The organism is Kitasatospora sp. A2-31 (genome assembly GCF_022288725.1).
Lineage (GTDB): Bacteria > Actinomycetota > Actinomycetes > Streptomycetales > Streptomycetaceae > Kitasatospora.
On sequence record NZ_JAKNTA010000002.1, the window covers coordinates 160,072 to 177,957 of the forward strand.

The window sequence follows — 17,886 nt, forward strand, 5'->3', positions numbered from 1 at the left end:
CGGGCCCGAATGTCAGGGGGATCTGACTATCAGGCAAAATCGTCAACGAACCGTCACCTCTCCGCGGCGCTGCGTGAGGGCCGGAAAGCGATCTTTCCGGCAAACCGAACGAGTGTCGGACTTGTGCTGGTCATTCGGAGATCTTTACCCCACCATCTCCGGTGGCACACCGCCTGAATCCGGCCGACCACAAGTCGGCGCAGGGCCATCCCTCAGGAGAGTTGATGAGTTCGACGGGACATCCGCCACTCGATCCGACCGATTCGCTGGCCGCACTGTTCGACGCCCAGGTCAGACGCACCCCGCAGGCCATCGCGGTGATCGACGGCGGGCGGCGCCTGACCTACCGTGAACTGGCCGACGCCGCCGATGCGGTGGCCGGCAGACTGGCCGGATCCGGCGTACGCGCCGAGACCCTCGTCGGGGTCTGCCTACCGCGATCGGCGGACCTCGTGGTCACCCTGCTGGCGGTGCTGCGCGCCGGCGGCGCGTACGTGCCGCTGGACCCGGCGTACCCGCAGGACCGGCTGGAGCTGGTGATCGGCGACGCGCAGGCGCCCGTCGTGGTCACCGACCGCGCACACGAGCACCTGCTCGCCGGCGCCGGCGCGACCCTGCTCCACACCGACGGCGACGGCCCGGCCGCGCCCCTCCCGCCCCTCAACCCGGCCGCCGGGACCGACGCGCTCGCCTACGTGCTCTACACCTCCGGCTCCACCGGCCGGCCCAAGGGCGTCTCGGTCACCCAGCGCGGCGTCAACGCCATGCTCCGCTGGGCCGCGAACACCTACACGCCGGCCGACGTGGCCGGCGTGCTCTTCGGTACCTCGGTCTGCTTCGATATCTCGGTCTACGAGCTCTTCTTCCCGCTCGCCGTCGGCGGCACGATCGTGGTGGCGGAGAACGTGCTCGCCCTGCCCGACCTGCCGGCGCGCGACGAGGTGACGCTGGTCAACACCGTGCCGAGCGCCATGGCGGCGCTACTGCGCGGTGGCGGCCTGCCCGGCGGCGGGGGTCTGCCGGGCAGCGTACGCGTGGTCAACCTGGCGGGCGAGGCGCTGCCGCGCCACCTGGCCGACCAGGTCTACGCCCAGCCGCAGGTCGAGCGCCTGTACAACCTGTACGGACCGACCGAGGACACCGTCTACTCCACCTGGTCGCTGGTCGGCCGGAACGGGGCCGGCGAGCCCGTCATCGGCCGCCCGCTCGACGGCACCACCGGCCACGTCCTCGACGAGCAGCGGATCGCCGTGCCGGACGGCGGCATCGGCGAGCTCTACCTCGCCGGCGAAGGCCTGGCGCGCGGCTACCACGGCCGCCCCGACCTCACCGCGGAGCGCTTCGTCACGGTCGGCGGCGAGCGCTGCTACCGCACCGGGGACCTCGTCCGCCGGCTGCCGAACGGCGACCTGGAGTACCACGGCCGCGTCGACCACCAGGTGAAGGTGCGCGGCTTCCGGGTCGAACTCGGCGAGATCGAGGCCGTGCTCGCGACCCACCCCGCCGTCGAGGCGGCCGCCGCGGTCGTCCAGCGCGACGGGACGGGCGACTACCTGGCCGCCTTCGTCCAGCCCGCGGCCGGCGCCGCCGAACCGACCGCCGCCGAACTGCGCGCCCACTGCGCCGCCGCGCTGCCCGGCTACATGGTGCCGCTCGCCGTCGGGGTGCTCGAGCGGATGCCGCTCACGCCCAACGGCAAGACCGACCGCAAGGCGTTGCCGCCGGTGGCCCGCGGCCGGGGCGGCCAGGAGGTGTTCACCGCCCCCCGTACGCCCGTCGAGGCCCGGATCGCCGAGATCTGGCAGCAGCTCCTCGGCGTCCCCGAGGTCGGCGTGCACGACGTCTTCCTCGACCTGGGCGGCCACTCGTTGCTCGCCGCCGGCCTGCTGGCCCGGATCGAGCGCGAGTTCGGCAGCCGCGTCCCGCTCACCGAGTTCTTCGCCGCGCCGACCGTCGCCGCGCTGGCCGTCCGGGTCGCCAACGGCGGCGGCGGGCGCCCGTCCGTCGCACCGCCCGAGCGCGGCGCCGACCTGCCCGCCCGCCCCACCGCGTTCCAGCGCGAGCTCTGGCTGCACCAGTCCGTCCAGCCCGGATCCGCGCTCTACAACGTGCCGCTGCGGGTGCGCGCCACCGGCGATCTCGACCTCGACGCGCTCGGCCGCGCCCTCACCGAGGTGGTCCGCCGGCACGAGGTGCTGCGCACCGCGCTCACCGGCCGCGACGGCGAGCCCGTCGCCGAGGTCCGCCCGCCCTACCCGGTCGACGTCCCGCTGCGCGACCTCACCGGCGCCGGTGAGGAGGAGCTCGACGCCGTACTGCGCGCCGAGGCCGCCCGCCCGCTCGACCTGGCCGGGGGCCGGCTGCTGCGCGCCCTCGCCCTGCGCACCGGCGACGGCCGGTACGAGCTGCTGATCACCGCCCACCACGCCGCGATGGACGGCTGGGCGGCCGGACTGCTCCTCGCCGAGCTCGGCCGCGCCTACCGGGACGGCGAGCTCCCCGAGCCCGCACTGCAGGTCTCCGACGTCGCCCGCTGGGAGGAGCGCGCCAACGCCGCCGCCCGCGAGGACGCCCTGCGCTGGGGCGAGCGGCTGGTCGGCCTGGACGCCGACCAGCACCTGCCCGGCGACCGCCCGCACCCCGACCCGCACGACACCGCCGGCCGCCGGATCGCCCACCGGCTCGACGCCGAGCTGGTCCGCTCGGCCGAGCGCTGGGCCGCGCAGGAGGGCGCCAGCCTCTACATGGCGGTGCTCGCCGCGCTCGGCGGCGTGCTGCACCGCTACACCGGGCGCTCCGACCTGGCGGTGCTCAGCCCCTTCGCCGTCCGGCCCGTGCCCGAGCTGGAGCAGGTGCTCGGCTCGCTGATCAACACCGTCGCGCTGCGCTTCGACGCCGACGGGACCGACAGCTTCCGCGACCTGGTCGCCAGGGTGCGCCCGGTGGTGCTGGAGGCCGCCGAGCACAGCGGCTTCCCCTTCCTGGAGCACGCCCGCCGGTCCGGCGGCACGGCCGGGCTGACCGCCTCGCCGATCGCCCAGGTGCTGCTCGCCGTCCAGAACCACCCCGTCCCGGGGATCGAACTTCCCGGCCTCAGGCTGCAGTTCGTCGCCGAGGTGTGCAACGGCACGGCCAAGACCGACCTCTCGCTGTTCCTCGAGTTCCCGCCCGAGGGTCCGCTGCTCTCCGCCGAGTACCGCACCTCCCGCTACGACGAGCGCTCGGTGCACGCCGCGCTCGACCACCTGGTGGCGCTGCTCGCCGCCGCGGTGGCCGAACCGGACCGACCGATCGGCGAGTTGGCGATGCTCTCGGCCGCCGACCTGGCCCTCGCCGAGACCGGCCGGCGCGCCGCCACCCCGGTGCCCGACCTGCGGCTGCACGAGCTGGTGGCCGCCCAGGCGGCCCGCAGCCCCGAGGCGGTCGCCGTCTCGGCGGCCGACGGCGTCCTCGACTACGCCGGCCTGGACGCCGCCGCGAACCGGCTGGCGCACCTGCTGGCCGCCCGCGGAGCCGGGCCCGGCACGCTGGTCGCGGTCGCCGTCCGGCGCGGCCGGCTGCTGCCCGCCGCCCTGCTCGGCGTGCTGCGCAGCGGCGCCGCCTACCTGCCGCTCGACGTCGACCAGCCGCTCGCCCGCAACCGCGGGGTGCTGGACGACGCCGGCGCCACCCTGCTGGTCGCCGAGCGGGCCACCGCCGACGACCCGCTGCTCGACGGCCGGACCGCCGTCCTGGTCGACGGCCCGGAGGCGGCCGCCGCCCCGCCGACCGCGCCGGCCCCGCCCGCCGCCGTCGGCCCGGAGGACCCGGCCTACCTGCTCTACACCTCGGGCTCCACCGGCCGCCCCAAGGGCGTCGCCGTCCCGCACCGGGCGATCGTCAACTTCCTCACCTCGATGGGCCGCGAACCCGGCCTCACCGAGAGGGACGTGATGGCCGCGGTCACCACCGTCACCTTCGACATCGCCGGCCTGGAGCTCTGGCTGCCGCTGGTCACCGGCGCCCGGGTGGAGCTCGCCGACCGCGCCACCGCCACCGACGGCCGCGCGCTGGCCGGCTGGCTGGAGCGGCGCGGCGTCACCCACCTCCAGGCCACCCCGGCGACCTGGCGCATGCTGCTGGAGGCCGACTGGCCCGGCAGCCCGGGCCTGACCGCGCTCTGCGGCGGCGAGGCGCTGACCGCCGACCTCGCCGAGGCACTGCTCAAGCGCACCGGCGCGCTGTGGAACCTCTACGGCCCGACCGAGACCACGGTCTGGTCCACCGTCCAGCGGGTCACTCCCGAACTGGCCGCCCACGGCGGGGTGGTGGCGCTCGGTGCGCCCGTCGACAACACCCGGCTCCACCTGCTGGACGCCGGCGGCCGGCCGGTGCCGGTCAACGGCGTCGGCGAGCTCTGCATCGCCGGTGCCGGCGTCGCGCTCGGCTACCACGGCCGGCCCGACCTCACCGCGGAACGGTTCACGGCCGAGCCCGGCGGCACCCCGGGCGCACGGATGTACCGCACCGGGGACCTCGCCTGCCGCCGCGCCGACGGCCGGCTGGAGTACCACGGCCGCGCCGACGCCCAGGTCAAGCTGCGGGGGTTCCGGATCGAGCTCGGCGAGATCGAGGCCGCGCTCACCGGCGTCCCCGGCGTCGGCGCGGGCGCCGCCCGGCTCGTCGACACCCCAGCCGGACCGGTGCTGGCCGGCTACGCCGTCACCGACGGCACGCTCACCGAGGAGGCGCTGCGCACCGCCCTGGTCGGCCGGCTGCCGGACTACATGGTCCCCGCCGCGCTCGTGCTGCTCGACGCGCTGCCGCTGACGCCCGCCGGCAAGGTGGACCGCGCCGCGCTGCCCGCGCCGGTCCTCGGCGGTGCCGGGGCACCGCCCGAGGGCGACTGCGAGGAACTGCTCGCCGACCTCTGGCAGGAGGTGCTCGGCGTGCCGGAGGTCTCCCGGCGCGACGACTTCTTCGCGCTCGGCGGTCACTCGCTGCTCGCCACCCGGCTGGCCGCACGGGTGCGCGACACCTTCGAGATCGACCTGCCGCTGCGCACCGTCTTCGCGGCCCGCACCCTGGCCGCGATGGCGCGCCGAATAGAGGACCAGCTGCTCGACGAGCTCGACGGACTCGACGGACTCGACGGACTCGACGGACTCGACGGACTCGACGAACCGGCCGGGCTCGACGGCCCGGACGCCGTCGGCTGGTCCGCGGACGAAACGGACGAAGCGGGCGCCGTGACCGGCGCCCGCACGGGGGAGAACGCATGACCGACCAGAACAGCGCGGGGGCCCGTCCGGCCGCCCCGCTCGACCCGGACGCCAGACGGCAGGAGCTGCTCCGCCGCCGGCTGGCCAAGGCCAGGGCCGCCAAGGAGGCCCAGCAGTCCGGCGCCGCCGCCCCCGCCCGGGGCGGCGTCCCGCGCCGGCCCGAGGGCGCCCCGGCGCTGCTCTCCTCGGCCCAGCGCCGGATGTGGTTCCTGGCCCAGTACGAGCCCGACAGCGCCGCCTACCACATCCCGCTCGCCCTCCACCTCGACGGCGAGCCCGACACCGCCGCCCTCGCCGCGGCGCTGGCCGACGTGCTGGCGCGGCACGACGTGCTGCGCACCGTCTACCGCACCGTCGACGGCGACGTCCGCCCCGAACTGCTGGACGCCGCCGGCACCGTCCTCACCACCGCCGACGTGCCGGCGGACGAGGTGGAGCGGCGGCTCGCCGACGAGGCCCGGCGGCCGTTCGACCTCGCCGCCGACCTGCCGCTGCGCGCCGTCCTGCTGCGCAGCGGCGGGAGCAGCGTGCTCAGCCTGGTGCTGCACCACATCGCCGCGGACGGCTGGTCGATCGGCGTCCTCTTCGCCGACCTCGCCACCGCCTACGCGGCCCGGCTGGAGGGTCGCGAGCCCGCGTTCGACCCGCTGCCCGTCCAGTACGCCGATGTCGCGCACTGGCAGCAGACCGGCCTCGCCGAGGAGCTGGCCCGTCAGGAGGCCTGGTGGCGGGAGCGGTTGGGCGGCGCCACCGCCACGGTCACCGTGCCCACCGACCGGCCCCGGCCGGCCGTGGCCGGCACCCGCGGCGAGCGGATCACCGCCGACTTCGGCGCCGAGCGCAGCGCCCGGGTGCGCTCGCTCGCCGAGCGCACCGGCAGCACCACGTACATGGTGCTGCTGGCGGCGCTGCAGACCGTCCTGTCCCGCTACACCGGTGCCGAGGACGTGGTGGTCGGCACCCCGGTCGCCGGGCGCACCCGCAGCGAGACCGAGCCGCTGGTCGGCTGCTTCGTCAACACCCTCGCGATGCGCACCGACCTCTCCGGCGACCCGACCGTCCGGCAGCTGCTGGAGCGGGTCCAGGAAGGGACGCTCGGCGCGTTCGGCCACCAGGACCTGCCGTTCGAGCGGCTGGTCGACGCGCTGGGCCTGGAGCGGGAGCTCGCGCACACCCCGCTCTTCCAGGTCATGCTCAACGTCCACAACCAGGCCGAGGCCACCGTCCGGCTGCCCGGTCTGAAGGCCGACTGGCGGCCCGTCGGAACCGACACCGCCAAGTTCGACCTCTCCGTGGCCGTCGTCGACCAGGGCGGCGACCTCACCGCCGACCTCGTCTGGCGCAGCGAGCTGTACGACGAGGCGACCGTCCGCCGCGTCTTCGGCCACCTCACCACGGTGCTCGACGCGATGGCCGAGGACCTCGACCGCCCGCTCGCCGAACTGCCCCTGCTCACGCCCGCCGAGGAGCGCCTGCTCACCGAGTGGGACGACACCGTGCGCGGCTGGGACCTCGGCGACACCCTGCACGGCCTGGTCGAGGAGCAGGCCCGGCGCACCCCCGACGCGCCGGCCGTCCGCGGGGCCGACGGCGTGCTCGACTACGCCGGGCTCGACGGCCGGGCCAATGCGCTGGCCCTGCGGCTGCGCGCGCTCGGGGTCGGCCCGGACCGTCCCGTCGGCCTGCTGATGGAGCGCTCGGCCGCGCTGGTCGTCGGCATGCTCGGCATCCTCAAGGCCGGCGGCGCCTACCTGCCGCTCGACCCGGTCTACCCGGACGAGCGGATCCGCGCCCTGCTGGCCTCCGCCGGGGCCGCGGCGGTGGTCACCACCGAGGACCTCGCGGGCCGGCTCGACGCCGCCACCCCGGTGGTCGTCCCGGACGGCTCGACCGCCGCGCGCGGGCCCGAGGTGGACGTCCGCCCCGAGCACCTCTGCTACCTGATCTTCACCTCCGGCTCCACCGGCGCGCCCAAGGGCGTCGCCGTCGAGCACCGCAACTACCTCAACTACCTGCACGGCCTGCGCGAGCGGATCGGCGGTGACCAGCAGGGCTGGAACTGGGCGCTGGTCTCCACCTTCGCCGCCGACCTCGGCACCACCAACGTGTTCGGCGCGCTCACCGGCGGCGGCTGCCTGCACCTGCTCACCCGCGACCAGGCCACCGACCCGGAGGCCTTCGCCGCCTACGCGGCCGAGCACCGGATCGACGCGATGAAGCTGGTCCCCAGCCACCTGGAGGGCCTCGCCGCGCACGGCGCCGGCCTCGGCGGGATCCTGCCCGGCCGGCTGCTGATCTGCGCCGGCGAGGCGCTGCGGCCGGACCTGGTCGCCCGGATCCGGGCGGCGCGCCCCGACCTGCTCCTGCACAACCACTACGGGCCGACCGAGACCACCGTCTCCATGCTCGGTGCCCCCGTCCCCGCCGACCTGGGGGACGCGGCCACCGCGCCGCTCGGCCGGCCCTTCGGCAACGTCGGCGCGCACGTCCTGGACGCCCGGCAGCGGTGCGTCCCGGTGGGAGTCCCCGGCGAGCTGTACGTCTCCGGCGGGGGCGTCGCCCGCGGCTACCTCGGCCGGGACGACCTGACCGCCGAGCGCTTCACCCAGGTGCGGGGCCGGCGCTGCTACCGCACCGGCGACCTGGTCCGGCGGCGCCCGGACGGCGCGATCGAGTTCCTCGGTCGGGTCGACCACCAGGTCAAGATCCGCGGCTTCCGGGTCGAGATCGGCGAGGTCGAGGCCGAGCTGACCGGCCGCCCCGAGGTGCGCGAGGCCGTGGTGGTCGCCCGCGGCGAGGGCGCCGCCCGCAACCTGGTCGGCTACCTGGTGCCCGCCGACCCGGCCGCCGCCCCCGACCCGGGCGAGCTGCGCGCCGCGCTGCGCAGCCGCCTTCCCGACTACATGGTGCCGGCCGCCCTGGTCGTCCTGGACGCCCTGCCGCTGAACGCCAACGGCAAGGTCGACCGGGCCGCCCTGCCGGAGCCGGTCGCCGTCCAACCCGCCTCGGGCGGCGGCGAACTCGCCACGGCGACCGAGCACGAGGTGGCCGCCGCCTACCGGAGCGTTCTCGCCGCCGACGGGATCGGCGCCGCGGACGACTTCTTCGCGCTCGGCGGCGACTCCTTCTCCGCGGTGCACGCCGTCCGCCTGATCGGTCGCGGCCTCTCGGTGATCGACCTGTTCCAGCACCCCACCGTCCGCGAGCTCGCCGCGCTGCTCGACGCCCGGGCCGGCGGCACCGCGGACGAGGGCCCGCGCACCCTGCTGCACAAGCTCACCCGCGGCAACGCTCCCGCCGGGCTGAACGTCGTCTGCGTGCCCTACGGCGGCGGCAGCCCGATCACCTTCCAACCGCTCGCCGACGCCCTGCCGGCCGGCCACCGGCTCTACGCCGTCGAGCTGCCCGGCCACGACCCGAGCCGACCGGACGACGAGCTCGCCGAACTCGAATCCCTGGCCGACCGGTTGACCGAGCAGATCACCGAGCGGATCGACGGCCCGGTGCTGCTCTACGGCCACTGCCTCGGCGGCGCGCTCGCCACCGCGCTCGGCTCCCGGCTGGAGGCGGCCGGCGTCGAGCTGCGCGGCGTCGCCCTCGGCGGGACCTTCCCCGCGGCCCGGCTGCCCGGCCGGTTCGCCGAGTGGATGGCCAAGCGGCTGCCCGGCGACCGGATGCTCTCCAACCGCTCCTACCTCGACTACCTGCGCGCCATGGGCGGTTTCACCGACGTCTACGACCAGGCCGAGCAGGACTTCCTGGTCCGGGCGCTGCGCCACGACGTCCGGCAGGCCGAGGAGTTCTACACCCGCGCCTACGGGGACGCGCGGCCGGCGCCGATCGCGGCGCCGATCCTGTGCGTGGTCGGCGAGAAGGACCGCGCCACCCAGCTCTACGAGGAGCGGTACGCCGAGTGGGAGCACTTCGGCGACACCGTCGACCTGGCCGTGATCCCGCGCGCCGGGCACTACTTCCTCAAGCACCAGGCGGACGAACTCGCCCGGGTCATCTCCGAGTTCGGTGCCACCGGCGCGGTGGCCGAGCAGGTCGCGGCCAAGCGCCCGGCCGCCCGGGCCGACCTCTCCACCTTCGCCAAGGTGGCGATCGGGCAGTTCGTCTCGATGATCGGCACCAGCCTCTCCACCTTCGCGCTGGGCGTCTGGGTCTACCAACGGACCGGTTCGGCCTTCGACTTCGCGATGATCTCGGTGGTCGCGGTGCTGCCGGCCGTCCTCCTGCTCCCGATCGCGGGCGCGGTGGCCGACCGCGTCGACCGGCGAAGGATCATGATCGTCACCGACACCGTGGCCGCCGCCGGCATGCTCTCGCTCGGGCTGCTGCTCTGGGCCGATCTGCTGGAGGTCTGGCACATCTACGTGGTGGCCTGCATCGGCGCGGTGTGCTCGGCCTTCCAACGCCCCGCCTACCTCGCGGCGATCACCCAGCTCGTCCCCAAGCGCTACCTGGGTCAGGCCAACGGACTGGCCCAACTCGGCACCGGGGCGGGTGACATGATGGCCGTCCTGGCCGGCGGCGTGCTGGTTTCGCTGATCGGCCTGCACGGCGTGGTGCTCTTCGACATGGCGACGTTCCTCACCGGCGTCACCTGCCTGCTGCTGGTGCGCTTCCCGGACGCGATGTTCGACAAGCAGGAGGAGCCGCTGCTGCGCGAGGTCGTCACCGGCTGGCGCTACATCGTCCGCCGGCACAGCCTGGTCGCCATGGTGGTCTTCTTCGTCGTCTTCAACTACCTGTTCGCAGTGGCCACCGTGCTGATCACCCCGATGGTGCTGGCCGGCGGATCCGCCGTCCAGCTCGGCGTGGTCACCGCCGTGGGCGGGGTCGGCGCGATGACCGGCGCGCTGGTGATGGCCCTGTGGGGCGGCACCCGGCGGCGCGCCGTCGGCATGATCGGCTTCACCTCGGTGGTCGGCCTGGCCGCCGTCGTGGCCGGCAGCCGGCCGCAGGCCGCGGTCACGGCCTGCGGGCTCTTCGTCCTCTGGGCCGCCCTGATGATCCTCAACTCGCACTGGATGGCGCTGATCCAGACCAAGGTCGGGATGGAGCTGCAGGGCCGGGTCCTGGCCACCAACCAGATGCTCGCCATGTCGATGATGCCGCTCGGCTTCCTCACCGCCGGGCCGCTCTCCGACCACGTCTTCGAGCCGCTGATGCGCCCCGGGGGCGCGCTCGCCGACTCGGTCGGCATGGTCCTCGGCACCGGTCCGGGCCGCGGTGCCGGCCTGCTGCTCGTGCTGGTCGGCCTCGTGCTGGCGGTCTGGGGCCTGCTGGGCCTCGCCTACCGCCCGCTGCGCCTGATCGAGGACCTGCTGCCGGACGCCCTGCCGGACGCCGAGATCGGCGACAAGGACGCCATCCAGGCCGAGGCCGACCGCCTGCTGGCCCTCGCCGAGGCCGCCCGCTCGGGCGGTGCGGACGCCGTGGTCCCCGGCGCCCGCCCCGCGCCCGCCGCGGACCGGTCCGAGAACCGCGTCCCCGCCGGCGCCGGCCGGTAGCCCCACCTCGCGGGCCCGTCCCGGCCCGTCCCGCCCCGCTGCCCGACCCCGGGCAGCGGGGCGGATGCTTGTCGAGTGACCGTGAGTGACTGGTGAGATGCGAGTGGTGATCATGCCGTTCGTGTGCGACGCTCCGGGCGGAGGTAGCACCATGACCAAGAACCGCCGGGACATCAACTCCCTGAGTCAGACCGAGCTGGACGACTACATCCACGCGATCGGGATCCTTCGCGCTCGTTCGGCGGCCGACCCGGACGACCCCACCGGGTACGACTTCCAGGCCGCCCTGCACAACGACATGTTCGTCGGCCCCTGCGAGCACGGCAGCGACCTCTTCCTGCCGTGGCACCGTTCGCACCTCTACCACTTCGAAAAGCTGCTCCAGGAGTCCGACCCGCCGCGGACGGCCGACGTCACGCTGCCGTACTGGGACTGGCTCCACCCTGAGCCGACCGGGAAGTTCCCGCCTGCCTTCGCCCTGCCCGGCCTCGCCGCCGAGCGCAACGAGGTGGCGACCGACCTGCCGCCCGACACCCTGGAGATCGTCACGCAGGAGACCGACCAGGGGGCGTTCGGCGGCTACCCGGCGGCGCACCCGGGTGGCGACTACGGACGCCTGGAACTCGGCCCGCACAACTACATGCACGGGGTGTTCATCGGCGGGGCCATGGGAGACCCGTCGACGGCCGCACAGGACGCGATCTACTTCAGCTTCCACACCTTCATCGACCTGCTCTGGGCCGAGTGGCAGCGCCGCAACGGCGCTCCGCCCCTCACCTCGCCCGACCACGACCTGCGCGGCTTCCTCTCCCAGGCCAAGCACAAGGTGGCGGACTTCGCCGACACCGTGGCGCTGGGCTACGAGTACGAGTACACCGACCGGCTGAAGAGCGCCTTCGCGGTGCCGGTGCCCGCGCCGGTCGAGCGCACCCTGCTCGCCACCCGGCCGCTCAGCCTGGTCTCGGCGCCGGACTTCGCGACGCAGATGCGGGAGGCGTCCCGGGCCCAGTTCGGTCTGGTGGCCGCGCCGGAGGAGGGCCGGGAGGCGGTGGTCCGCCTCGACGAGCTGAAGATCCCGCTGACCGGCAGCTACCTGCTGCACGCGTACGTACACCCGCGCGACGTCCCGTTCCGTGCGGACGACGCGGAGTTCGCCGACCGCTACGGCGTCGGCTACGCCGTGCTGTGGCGGGCCCACGCGGGCCCGGCGGACGGTGGTCACGAGCACGAAGCGGGCCACGACCACGGCGGCCGGCAGCCGCACCCCCACCACCCGAGCTCCTGCACCGTCCGGTTCGACGTGACGGCGGTCCTGGCGGAGGCACCGGAGGCCCTCGGGACGCACGTCCTGACCCTCCAGTACAGCCCCGCGCCCACCGGCACCGGTCAGCCGCAGCGCCCGCCCGAGCTGGTCCAGGAGGTCGCCCTGAAGGACGTCGTGATGGAGGTGTACGGCTGATGCGCACTCCGGTGTACGAGCTCCACATCAGGCCGCTGTTCCGGGCCACCGACCGGGAGCACATGGCCTTCTCCCTCGACCTCTGGGACTACGACTCCGTGGTCGCCAACGCCGATGACGTCCTCGCCCGCGTCGACGGCGCCGGGATGCCCCCGGACGACAGCGGCGGGCCCTGGCCCGAGGAGTGGATCGCGCTCTTCCGCCGCTGGCACGAGAGCGGACACAAGCGCCTGGAGGTCGGCACGGGGGAGTTCACCCTCGCCCGGACGCCCACCGCCGTGACCGTCACCGCGACCGGGACGTTCCCCGGCCCCGGCTTCGAGGGCTGGCTCCAGCTGGAGAGCGAGACGGACAGCGCGAAGACCTACGTCCTCTACTTCGAGGCTCCGGACAGCCCGGGCGCCGGCACACCCGCCGCGTTCACCCGGAAGGAACGGTACAAGGCCACCGACACCCGCGCCGTCTTCGTGCACGACAGCAACGGGGTGCACGAGCTGCACTGAGCCCGCCGCCCCCTCCGCCAGCCCGGGCCGAGCCCGCCGAGCCGAAGCCGGCCCGGCGGGTCCGCCGTGCGCGTCCTACTGGGCGCGCCGGATGGAGTAGTTGAACTGCGCCGTGCCGAAACTGCGCATCAGCCGCAGCCAGAACGGCATCATCATCTCCATGCCCCGGGCGCCGGCGATGTCCCCGAGGTCGATCACCCACTCCGCCGGCCAGCCGAACTCGCCGAGCAGGGCGACGGCCTCGGCCTTGGCGCCGGCGTCGTTCCCGGCGATGAACAGGTTGTGCTCGCCCCCCAGCCGGCCCGGGTCGACCATCAGCGGTGCGGTGACCGTGTTGAGCGCCTTCACCACCTTGGCGTCGGGGAACTCCCGCTGGATCCGCTCGCCCACGCTGTCCGTGTTGACCGGGTCCAGCGAGACCTCGCCCTCGGCCGAGAAGACCAGCGGGTTGGAGACGTCCACCAGCAGCTTGCCGGCCAGCCGCTCGGCGCCGGCCGCCCGCAGGGCCGCCAGCGAGACCGTCCCCGAGGTCGCGTTCAGCACCACCTCGCCGAAGGCCGCCGCGTCCGCGAACGTCCCCGCGTGCCCGGTCGGGCCCGCCTGCTCCGCCCAGGCCAGGCCGGTCTCGTTGTCCTTGGTCCGCGAGCCCAGCGTCACCTCGTGGCCGAGCGCCACCAGCTTGTCCGCGATGGTGCGGCCGACCGTGCCGGTGCCGATGATTCCGAATCGCACAGTTTCTCCGTCTCTCCGGGCCCGTGCCCCGTGACCCGGGCCGCGATGACGATAGTTCAACCGGCCCGCTCCGCGCGGGAAACAGCCGCGAACGGGCGACCGCCGACTGGACCACCCCCGCTGGTGGCGGCCGGTCCGCCGCCGAACCATGGTCGCCATGAACCGAACCAACAGACCGTACGCCCGGGCCGCCGCCCTGCTCGCAGGCCTCGCGCTGCTCGTCCCCGCCGGCGCGGCCCGCGCCGACGTCACGACCGTCTCCTTCGGCACCGACCGTACCGCCTGGGACCGCAACGAGCCGGGCCTCTCGCCCGAGGAGGTCGCCGCGTCCGACTTCGGCGTCCGCTTCTCCGTGCCGCTCGACGGCCAGGTCTTCGCGCAGCCGCTGGTGATCGGCCCGACCGTGGTGGTGGCCACCGAGACCAACCACGTCTACGGGATCGAGGCGAGGACCGGGAAGATCACCTGGCACCGGGCGATGGGCGCGGCCTGGCCCTCCGCCGCGATCGGCTGCTCCGACCCGGGCCCCAACGTCGGCACCACCTCCACCCCGGTGTACGACCCGGCGACCGGCACCGTCTACCTCACCAGCAAGGTCAACGACGGCCCCGACGACAAGCACCCGCACTACTACGTGCATGCCGTCGACGCGCAGACCGGCGCCGAGCGCAGCGGCTGGCCGGTCACCGTCCAGGGCGACCCGGTCAACGCCCCGGGCAAGCCGTTCAACGCCTACCGCTCGCTCCAGCGCCCCGGACTCCTGCTGCTCGACGGCTCGATCTACTTCGGCTTCGGCTCGCTCTGCGGCATCGGCGACTACATCGGCACCCTGGCCGGCCTCGACACCCGCACCCGAAAGCTCACCCTCTGGTCCACGGTGGCCGGCTCCGACACCCAGCGGGCCTCCATCTGGATGGCCGGCAGCGGCCTCGTCTCCGACGGCCCCGGGCGGATCATCCTGGCCACCGCGAACGGCCAGGGCGCCGGCGCCTCGCCCGCGCAGGGCCCCGGCAGCAAGCCGCCCGGCGGCCTCGGCGAGTCGGTGATCCGCTTCGCGGTGAACAGCGACGGCACCTTCGCGCCGAAGGACTTCTTCAGCCCCACCAACAACGCCACCCTCGACAAGAAGGACACCGACCTCGGCTCCGGCGGCCCGGTCGCCCTCCCGTCGTCCGTCTTCGGCACCCCCGCCCACCCCCGGCTGCTGGTCCAGGTCGGCAAGGACGGCCGGATCTTCCTGCTCGACCGGGACGACCTCGGCGGCATGGGGCAGGGCCCCGGCGGAACCGACAAGGCGGTCGGCGTCACCGGCCCCTACGGCGGCGTCACCGGCCCCTACGGCGGCGTCTGGGGCCACCCCGCCGTCTGGGGCGGCGACGGCGGGTACGTCTACACCGTGGAGAACTTCGGCAAGCTGCGCGCCCTGAAGTACTCCGTCGACTCCGCCGGGAACCCGCGGCTGACCAGCGCCGGAACCAGCGCCGAGGACTTCCTCAAGATGTCCGGCTCACCCGTCGTCACCTCCGACGGCACCCGCTCCGGCTCGGCCCTGGTCTGGGTGATCTGGTCCGGCACCGGGCAGTACGGCGAGGGCGGCGAGCTGCGCGCCTACGACCCGGTGCCGGTCGGCGGCACGCTGAAGCTGCGCCGCTCCTTCGCGCTCGGGACGGTCAGCAAGTTCTCCGTCCCCGCCACCGACAAGGGCCGGATCTACGTGGGCACCAAGGACCACCACCTGGTCGCCCTCGGCCGCCCCTCGGCCTTCGCCTGACCGGCGGGCGCGGGGTCCCCGGGCGTGTCCGGGGGGATCGCGCCCGGGGACCCGCGGGCGGCCGAACGGTGTCGGCGGACGGACCGCGGCGACGCCGGGAGATCCGGCGTTCCCGGTGCTCAGCGGCCCCGGGTCACCACGAAGCCGGGCAGCGCCAGCAGGAACTCCCGGGCCTCGGCGGCCTCGTCGGACGCCTCGGCCGGGGCGGGCGCGGTCTCCATCACCTCGGCGATCTCCCGCTCGGCGGCGGCCACCAGACCGTCCGCCGCCGCCCGGGCGCTCTCCACGCACCCGTACGCGATCAGCCGCTCCGACAGCCAGCGGACCTCCTCCGCCGCACCCGGGCCCCGCTGCGCCCGCGTTCCCTCCAGGTAGCGCTCGGTGCGGGCGCGCTCCGCCGGGGTGCAGCGCTCCAGCAGGTGGATCAGCAGCAGCGTGCGCTTGCCCTCCCAGAGGTCCCCGGCGATCTCCTTGCCGTAGTCGGCCAGCGTGCCGACCAGGTTGAGCACGTCGTCCTGGATCTGGAAGGCCGCGCCCAGGTACCAGCCGAACCGGTCCAGCCGGGTGGCCTCGGTCTGCGCACCCTCGGCGACGAGCAGACCGGCGCGGCACGGGTAGAGGAAGGTGTACCAGGAGGTCTTCTTGAGACACATCCGGTAGTAGTCGGCGGGCGCCAGGTCGCACGCGTTGTCGCGGATCCAGGCGATCTCCAGGGCCTGCCCCTCCAGCGACTGGCGGCACATCAGCTCCGTCTCCTCGAAGAGCCGCCAGGCCAGCTCGGCGCCGAGCTCCCGCCGGTTGGCCATCAGCCGGCGCAGTCCGAGCAGGTTGGTCGCGTTGCCGACGTTCAACGCCACCTCGACCCCGTACGCGGCGGAGAGCGTCGGCAGGCCCCGGCGCAGCTCGCTGCCGTCCTGGATGTCGTCGTGGATCAGGAACGCGTTGTGGAACATCTCGACCGTCACCGCGGGGTTGAGCGCCCGCTCCGGCCGGCCGCCGAAGGCCTCGCAGGTGGCCAGGCAGAGCGCACCCCGCAGCCCCTTGCACGGCCGGACGGGGTAGTCGCCCGCCAGGTCGTAGAGGTACGGCGGGCTCTGCTCGGGGATGTGCCGCAGCAGTTCGGCGACGGTCCGCTCGCGGTAGCGGGCGAGGACCCGGTCGACCAGCGGCTCGGCGTCGGCGATCGCCCGCGCCGGCCCCGTCACCCCCGCGGGCCTTCGGCACCGTCGCCGGACGCGGCCTCATCGCGCTCGGGGCCGAAGGTGGCGCGCAGCGACCGGTTGGCGAAGGCCGGGGCCAGGGTGCTCAGGTTGAGCAGGAGGTCGAGGATGTCGTGGGCGTTGGCGGTCAGCTGCCGGGTCTGCTCGGCGGCGTCGCCACGGGTGCCGTCCTGGACCCGGGCGCTGACGGCGTCGATCAGCTGGTGGGTGTTCTCCGAGACCCGGCGGACCAGGCGGCGGAACTCCTCCTCGTCGACGCGGTGTTCGGAGGTGAGCCGGGTACCGGCGGCCTTCGCGTCCGCCAGCCCGGCGGCCAGCTCGCGCTCCAGCACCGCGGCGGCCTCCATCACCGCCCGCGAACCCTGCTCGCCCAACTCGCTGAACCGACCTGCGTCGGGCATGACGGACCTCCTGCTTCGTGCTCCGGACGGCCCGGGGCGGCGGGGCCGGCGGCAGGGCAGAGCGCCGCCTCGATCGCAGATCGTACCTTCTCGTGCGCGGAGCGTGTCCACGGACCCGGCTCCGGCGCGCCCTCCGGCTCGGGGCGGCGGCCCAGGGGCGCAGGGCGGCGGCTCGGGGCGGGTTCCGGCTGTCCCCCCGGCTGCGGGCTCGGCCTGCTCGGGCGCGGGCGGCGGTCGGGGCGGGCCCCGGCGCGTCGCGGGTCGCCGCCGCCGCGGTCACTGGTAGTAGTTGCGTGGCTGTGCCGAGGGATCGTGTGGTGCCGGGCGGCCGACTCGACGAAGGTGTGCGCCGCTGCCGCCGTGCTGCTCGCCGCGGTGCCCGGGTTCTGGACAAGGAGCGGTCATGGGTGGCAGGCAGCGCCGGCCGAGAGTGCGGAGCCCCCGGCCGGGCGGGAGTGCCGGGGCCGGCCGGGTGCGGGTGGACGCCCGGGTGGAGATCGCCCGCCTGGAGGGCTACCTGGCCTGGGAGGCGGAGGTGTCGGCGGCCGATCGGGACGCCAAGGCCTTCGCCGCACAGTTCTCCTGGCTTTCGTCGGGAGAGCGGGAGAGCCTCGAACAGGCCTACGCAGTCGAGCGGTTGCGCTATGCCGAGGACGTCGTCGACCGCGCCGTGGAGCGATGCCGGCAGCTCGCGGCCCGTTACCGGGAGGAATGCCACAGGATCTGCGCCCGCTGGGCGGCGGTCTGCCTCTCGGTCGCGTTCGGCGTGGTGCTGATCGCCGTGGCGCCGTTCGCGCTGCGTCCCTGACCGGCCGTCCGCCCACCGGCCGTCCGCCCACCGGCCGTCCGCCCACCGGCCGACCGGCCACCGGCCGTCGGCCCACCGGCCGACCGGCCGACTTCCGGCCCGGAACGCCGGGGCCCGCCGCACCGTCGAGGTGTGGCGGGCCCGGGTTCGCCGGTCGCGGGATCAGTGGTGGCCGTGGCCGCTCGCGATCTCCTGGTGCTCCTCGGCGGTGGGGG

At 74.8% G+C, this 17,886-nt stretch carries 9 protein-coding genes; 6 read left to right on the forward strand and 3 right to left on the reverse strand.

Annotated elements, in window-relative coordinates:
• The first annotated feature begins 224 nt into the window (after positions 1 to 224).
• From MCM47_RS05700 to MCM47_RS05715, 4 genes are all read left to right on the forward strand, one after another.
• Positions 225 to 5,261 (forward strand): non-ribosomal peptide synthetase, encoded by a 5,037-nt coding sequence (locus tag MCM47_RS05700; protein WP_238859180.1) that lies wholly within the window; start codon positions 225 to 227, stop codon positions 5,259 to 5,261.
• Entirely contained in the window at positions 5,258 to 10,777 is a 5,520-nt protein-coding gene (locus MCM47_RS05705) for a non-ribosomal peptide synthetase/MFS transporter (protein ID WP_238859181.1), read from the forward strand. Before MCM47_RS05700 ends, MCM47_RS05705 begins: the two co-directional genes overlap by 4 nt.
• 151 nt (positions 10,778 to 10,928) lie before the next feature.
• On the forward strand, positions 10,929 to 12,236 hold the full coding sequence (locus tag MCM47_RS05710) for a tyrosinase family protein (RefSeq protein WP_238859182.1): 1,308 nt from the start codon (positions 10,929 to 10,931) through the stop codon (positions 12,234 to 12,236).
• Entirely contained in the window at positions 12,236 to 12,739 is a 504-nt protein-coding gene (locus tag MCM47_RS05715) for a hypothetical protein (RefSeq protein ID WP_238859183.1), read from the forward strand. The genes MCM47_RS05710 and MCM47_RS05715 overlap by 1 nt, the downstream gene beginning before the upstream one ends.
• Before the next feature lie 75 nt (positions 12,740 to 12,814).
• Here the strand turns inward: MCM47_RS05715 and MCM47_RS05720 are convergent, their stop codons facing one another.
• Positions 12,815 to 13,471, reverse strand: coding sequence for an NADPH-dependent F420 reductase (locus tag MCM47_RS05720; protein ID WP_238859184.1), 657 nt, complete (start codon positions 13,469 to 13,471; stop codon positions 12,815 to 12,817).
• Between the two features lie 157 nt (positions 13,472 to 13,628).
• Here MCM47_RS05720 and MCM47_RS05725 point away from each other — a divergent pair, with 157 nt between their 5' ends.
• Entirely contained in the window at positions 13,629 to 15,242 is a 1,614-nt protein-coding gene (locus tag MCM47_RS05725; RefSeq protein WP_238859186.1) for a PQQ-binding-like beta-propeller repeat protein, read from the forward strand.
• 119 nt (positions 15,243 to 15,361) lie between these two features.
• On the opposite strand, the gene MCM47_RS05730 is transcribed toward MCM47_RS05725, so the two are convergent.
• The gene (locus MCM47_RS05730; protein WP_238859188.1) at positions 15,362 to 16,447 is read right to left on the reverse strand and encodes a polyprenyl synthetase family protein; all 1,086 of its coding nucleotides are present in this window, start codon (positions 16,445 to 16,447) and stop codon (positions 15,362 to 15,364) included.
• Positions 16,444 to 16,863 (reverse strand): hypothetical protein, encoded by a 420-nt coding sequence (locus MCM47_RS05735; RefSeq protein WP_238859190.1) that lies wholly within the window; start codon positions 16,861 to 16,863, stop codon positions 16,444 to 16,446. Before MCM47_RS05735 ends, MCM47_RS05730 begins: the two co-directional genes overlap by 4 nt.
• Before the next feature lie 403 nt (positions 16,864 to 17,266).
• On the opposite strand from MCM47_RS05735, the gene MCM47_RS05740 reads away from it, so the two are divergent.
• Positions 17,267 to 17,671 (forward strand): hypothetical protein, encoded by a 405-nt coding sequence (locus MCM47_RS05740; RefSeq protein WP_238859192.1) that lies wholly within the window; start codon positions 17,267 to 17,269, stop codon positions 17,669 to 17,671.
• The last annotated feature ends 215 nt before the right edge of the window (positions 17,672 to 17,886 follow it).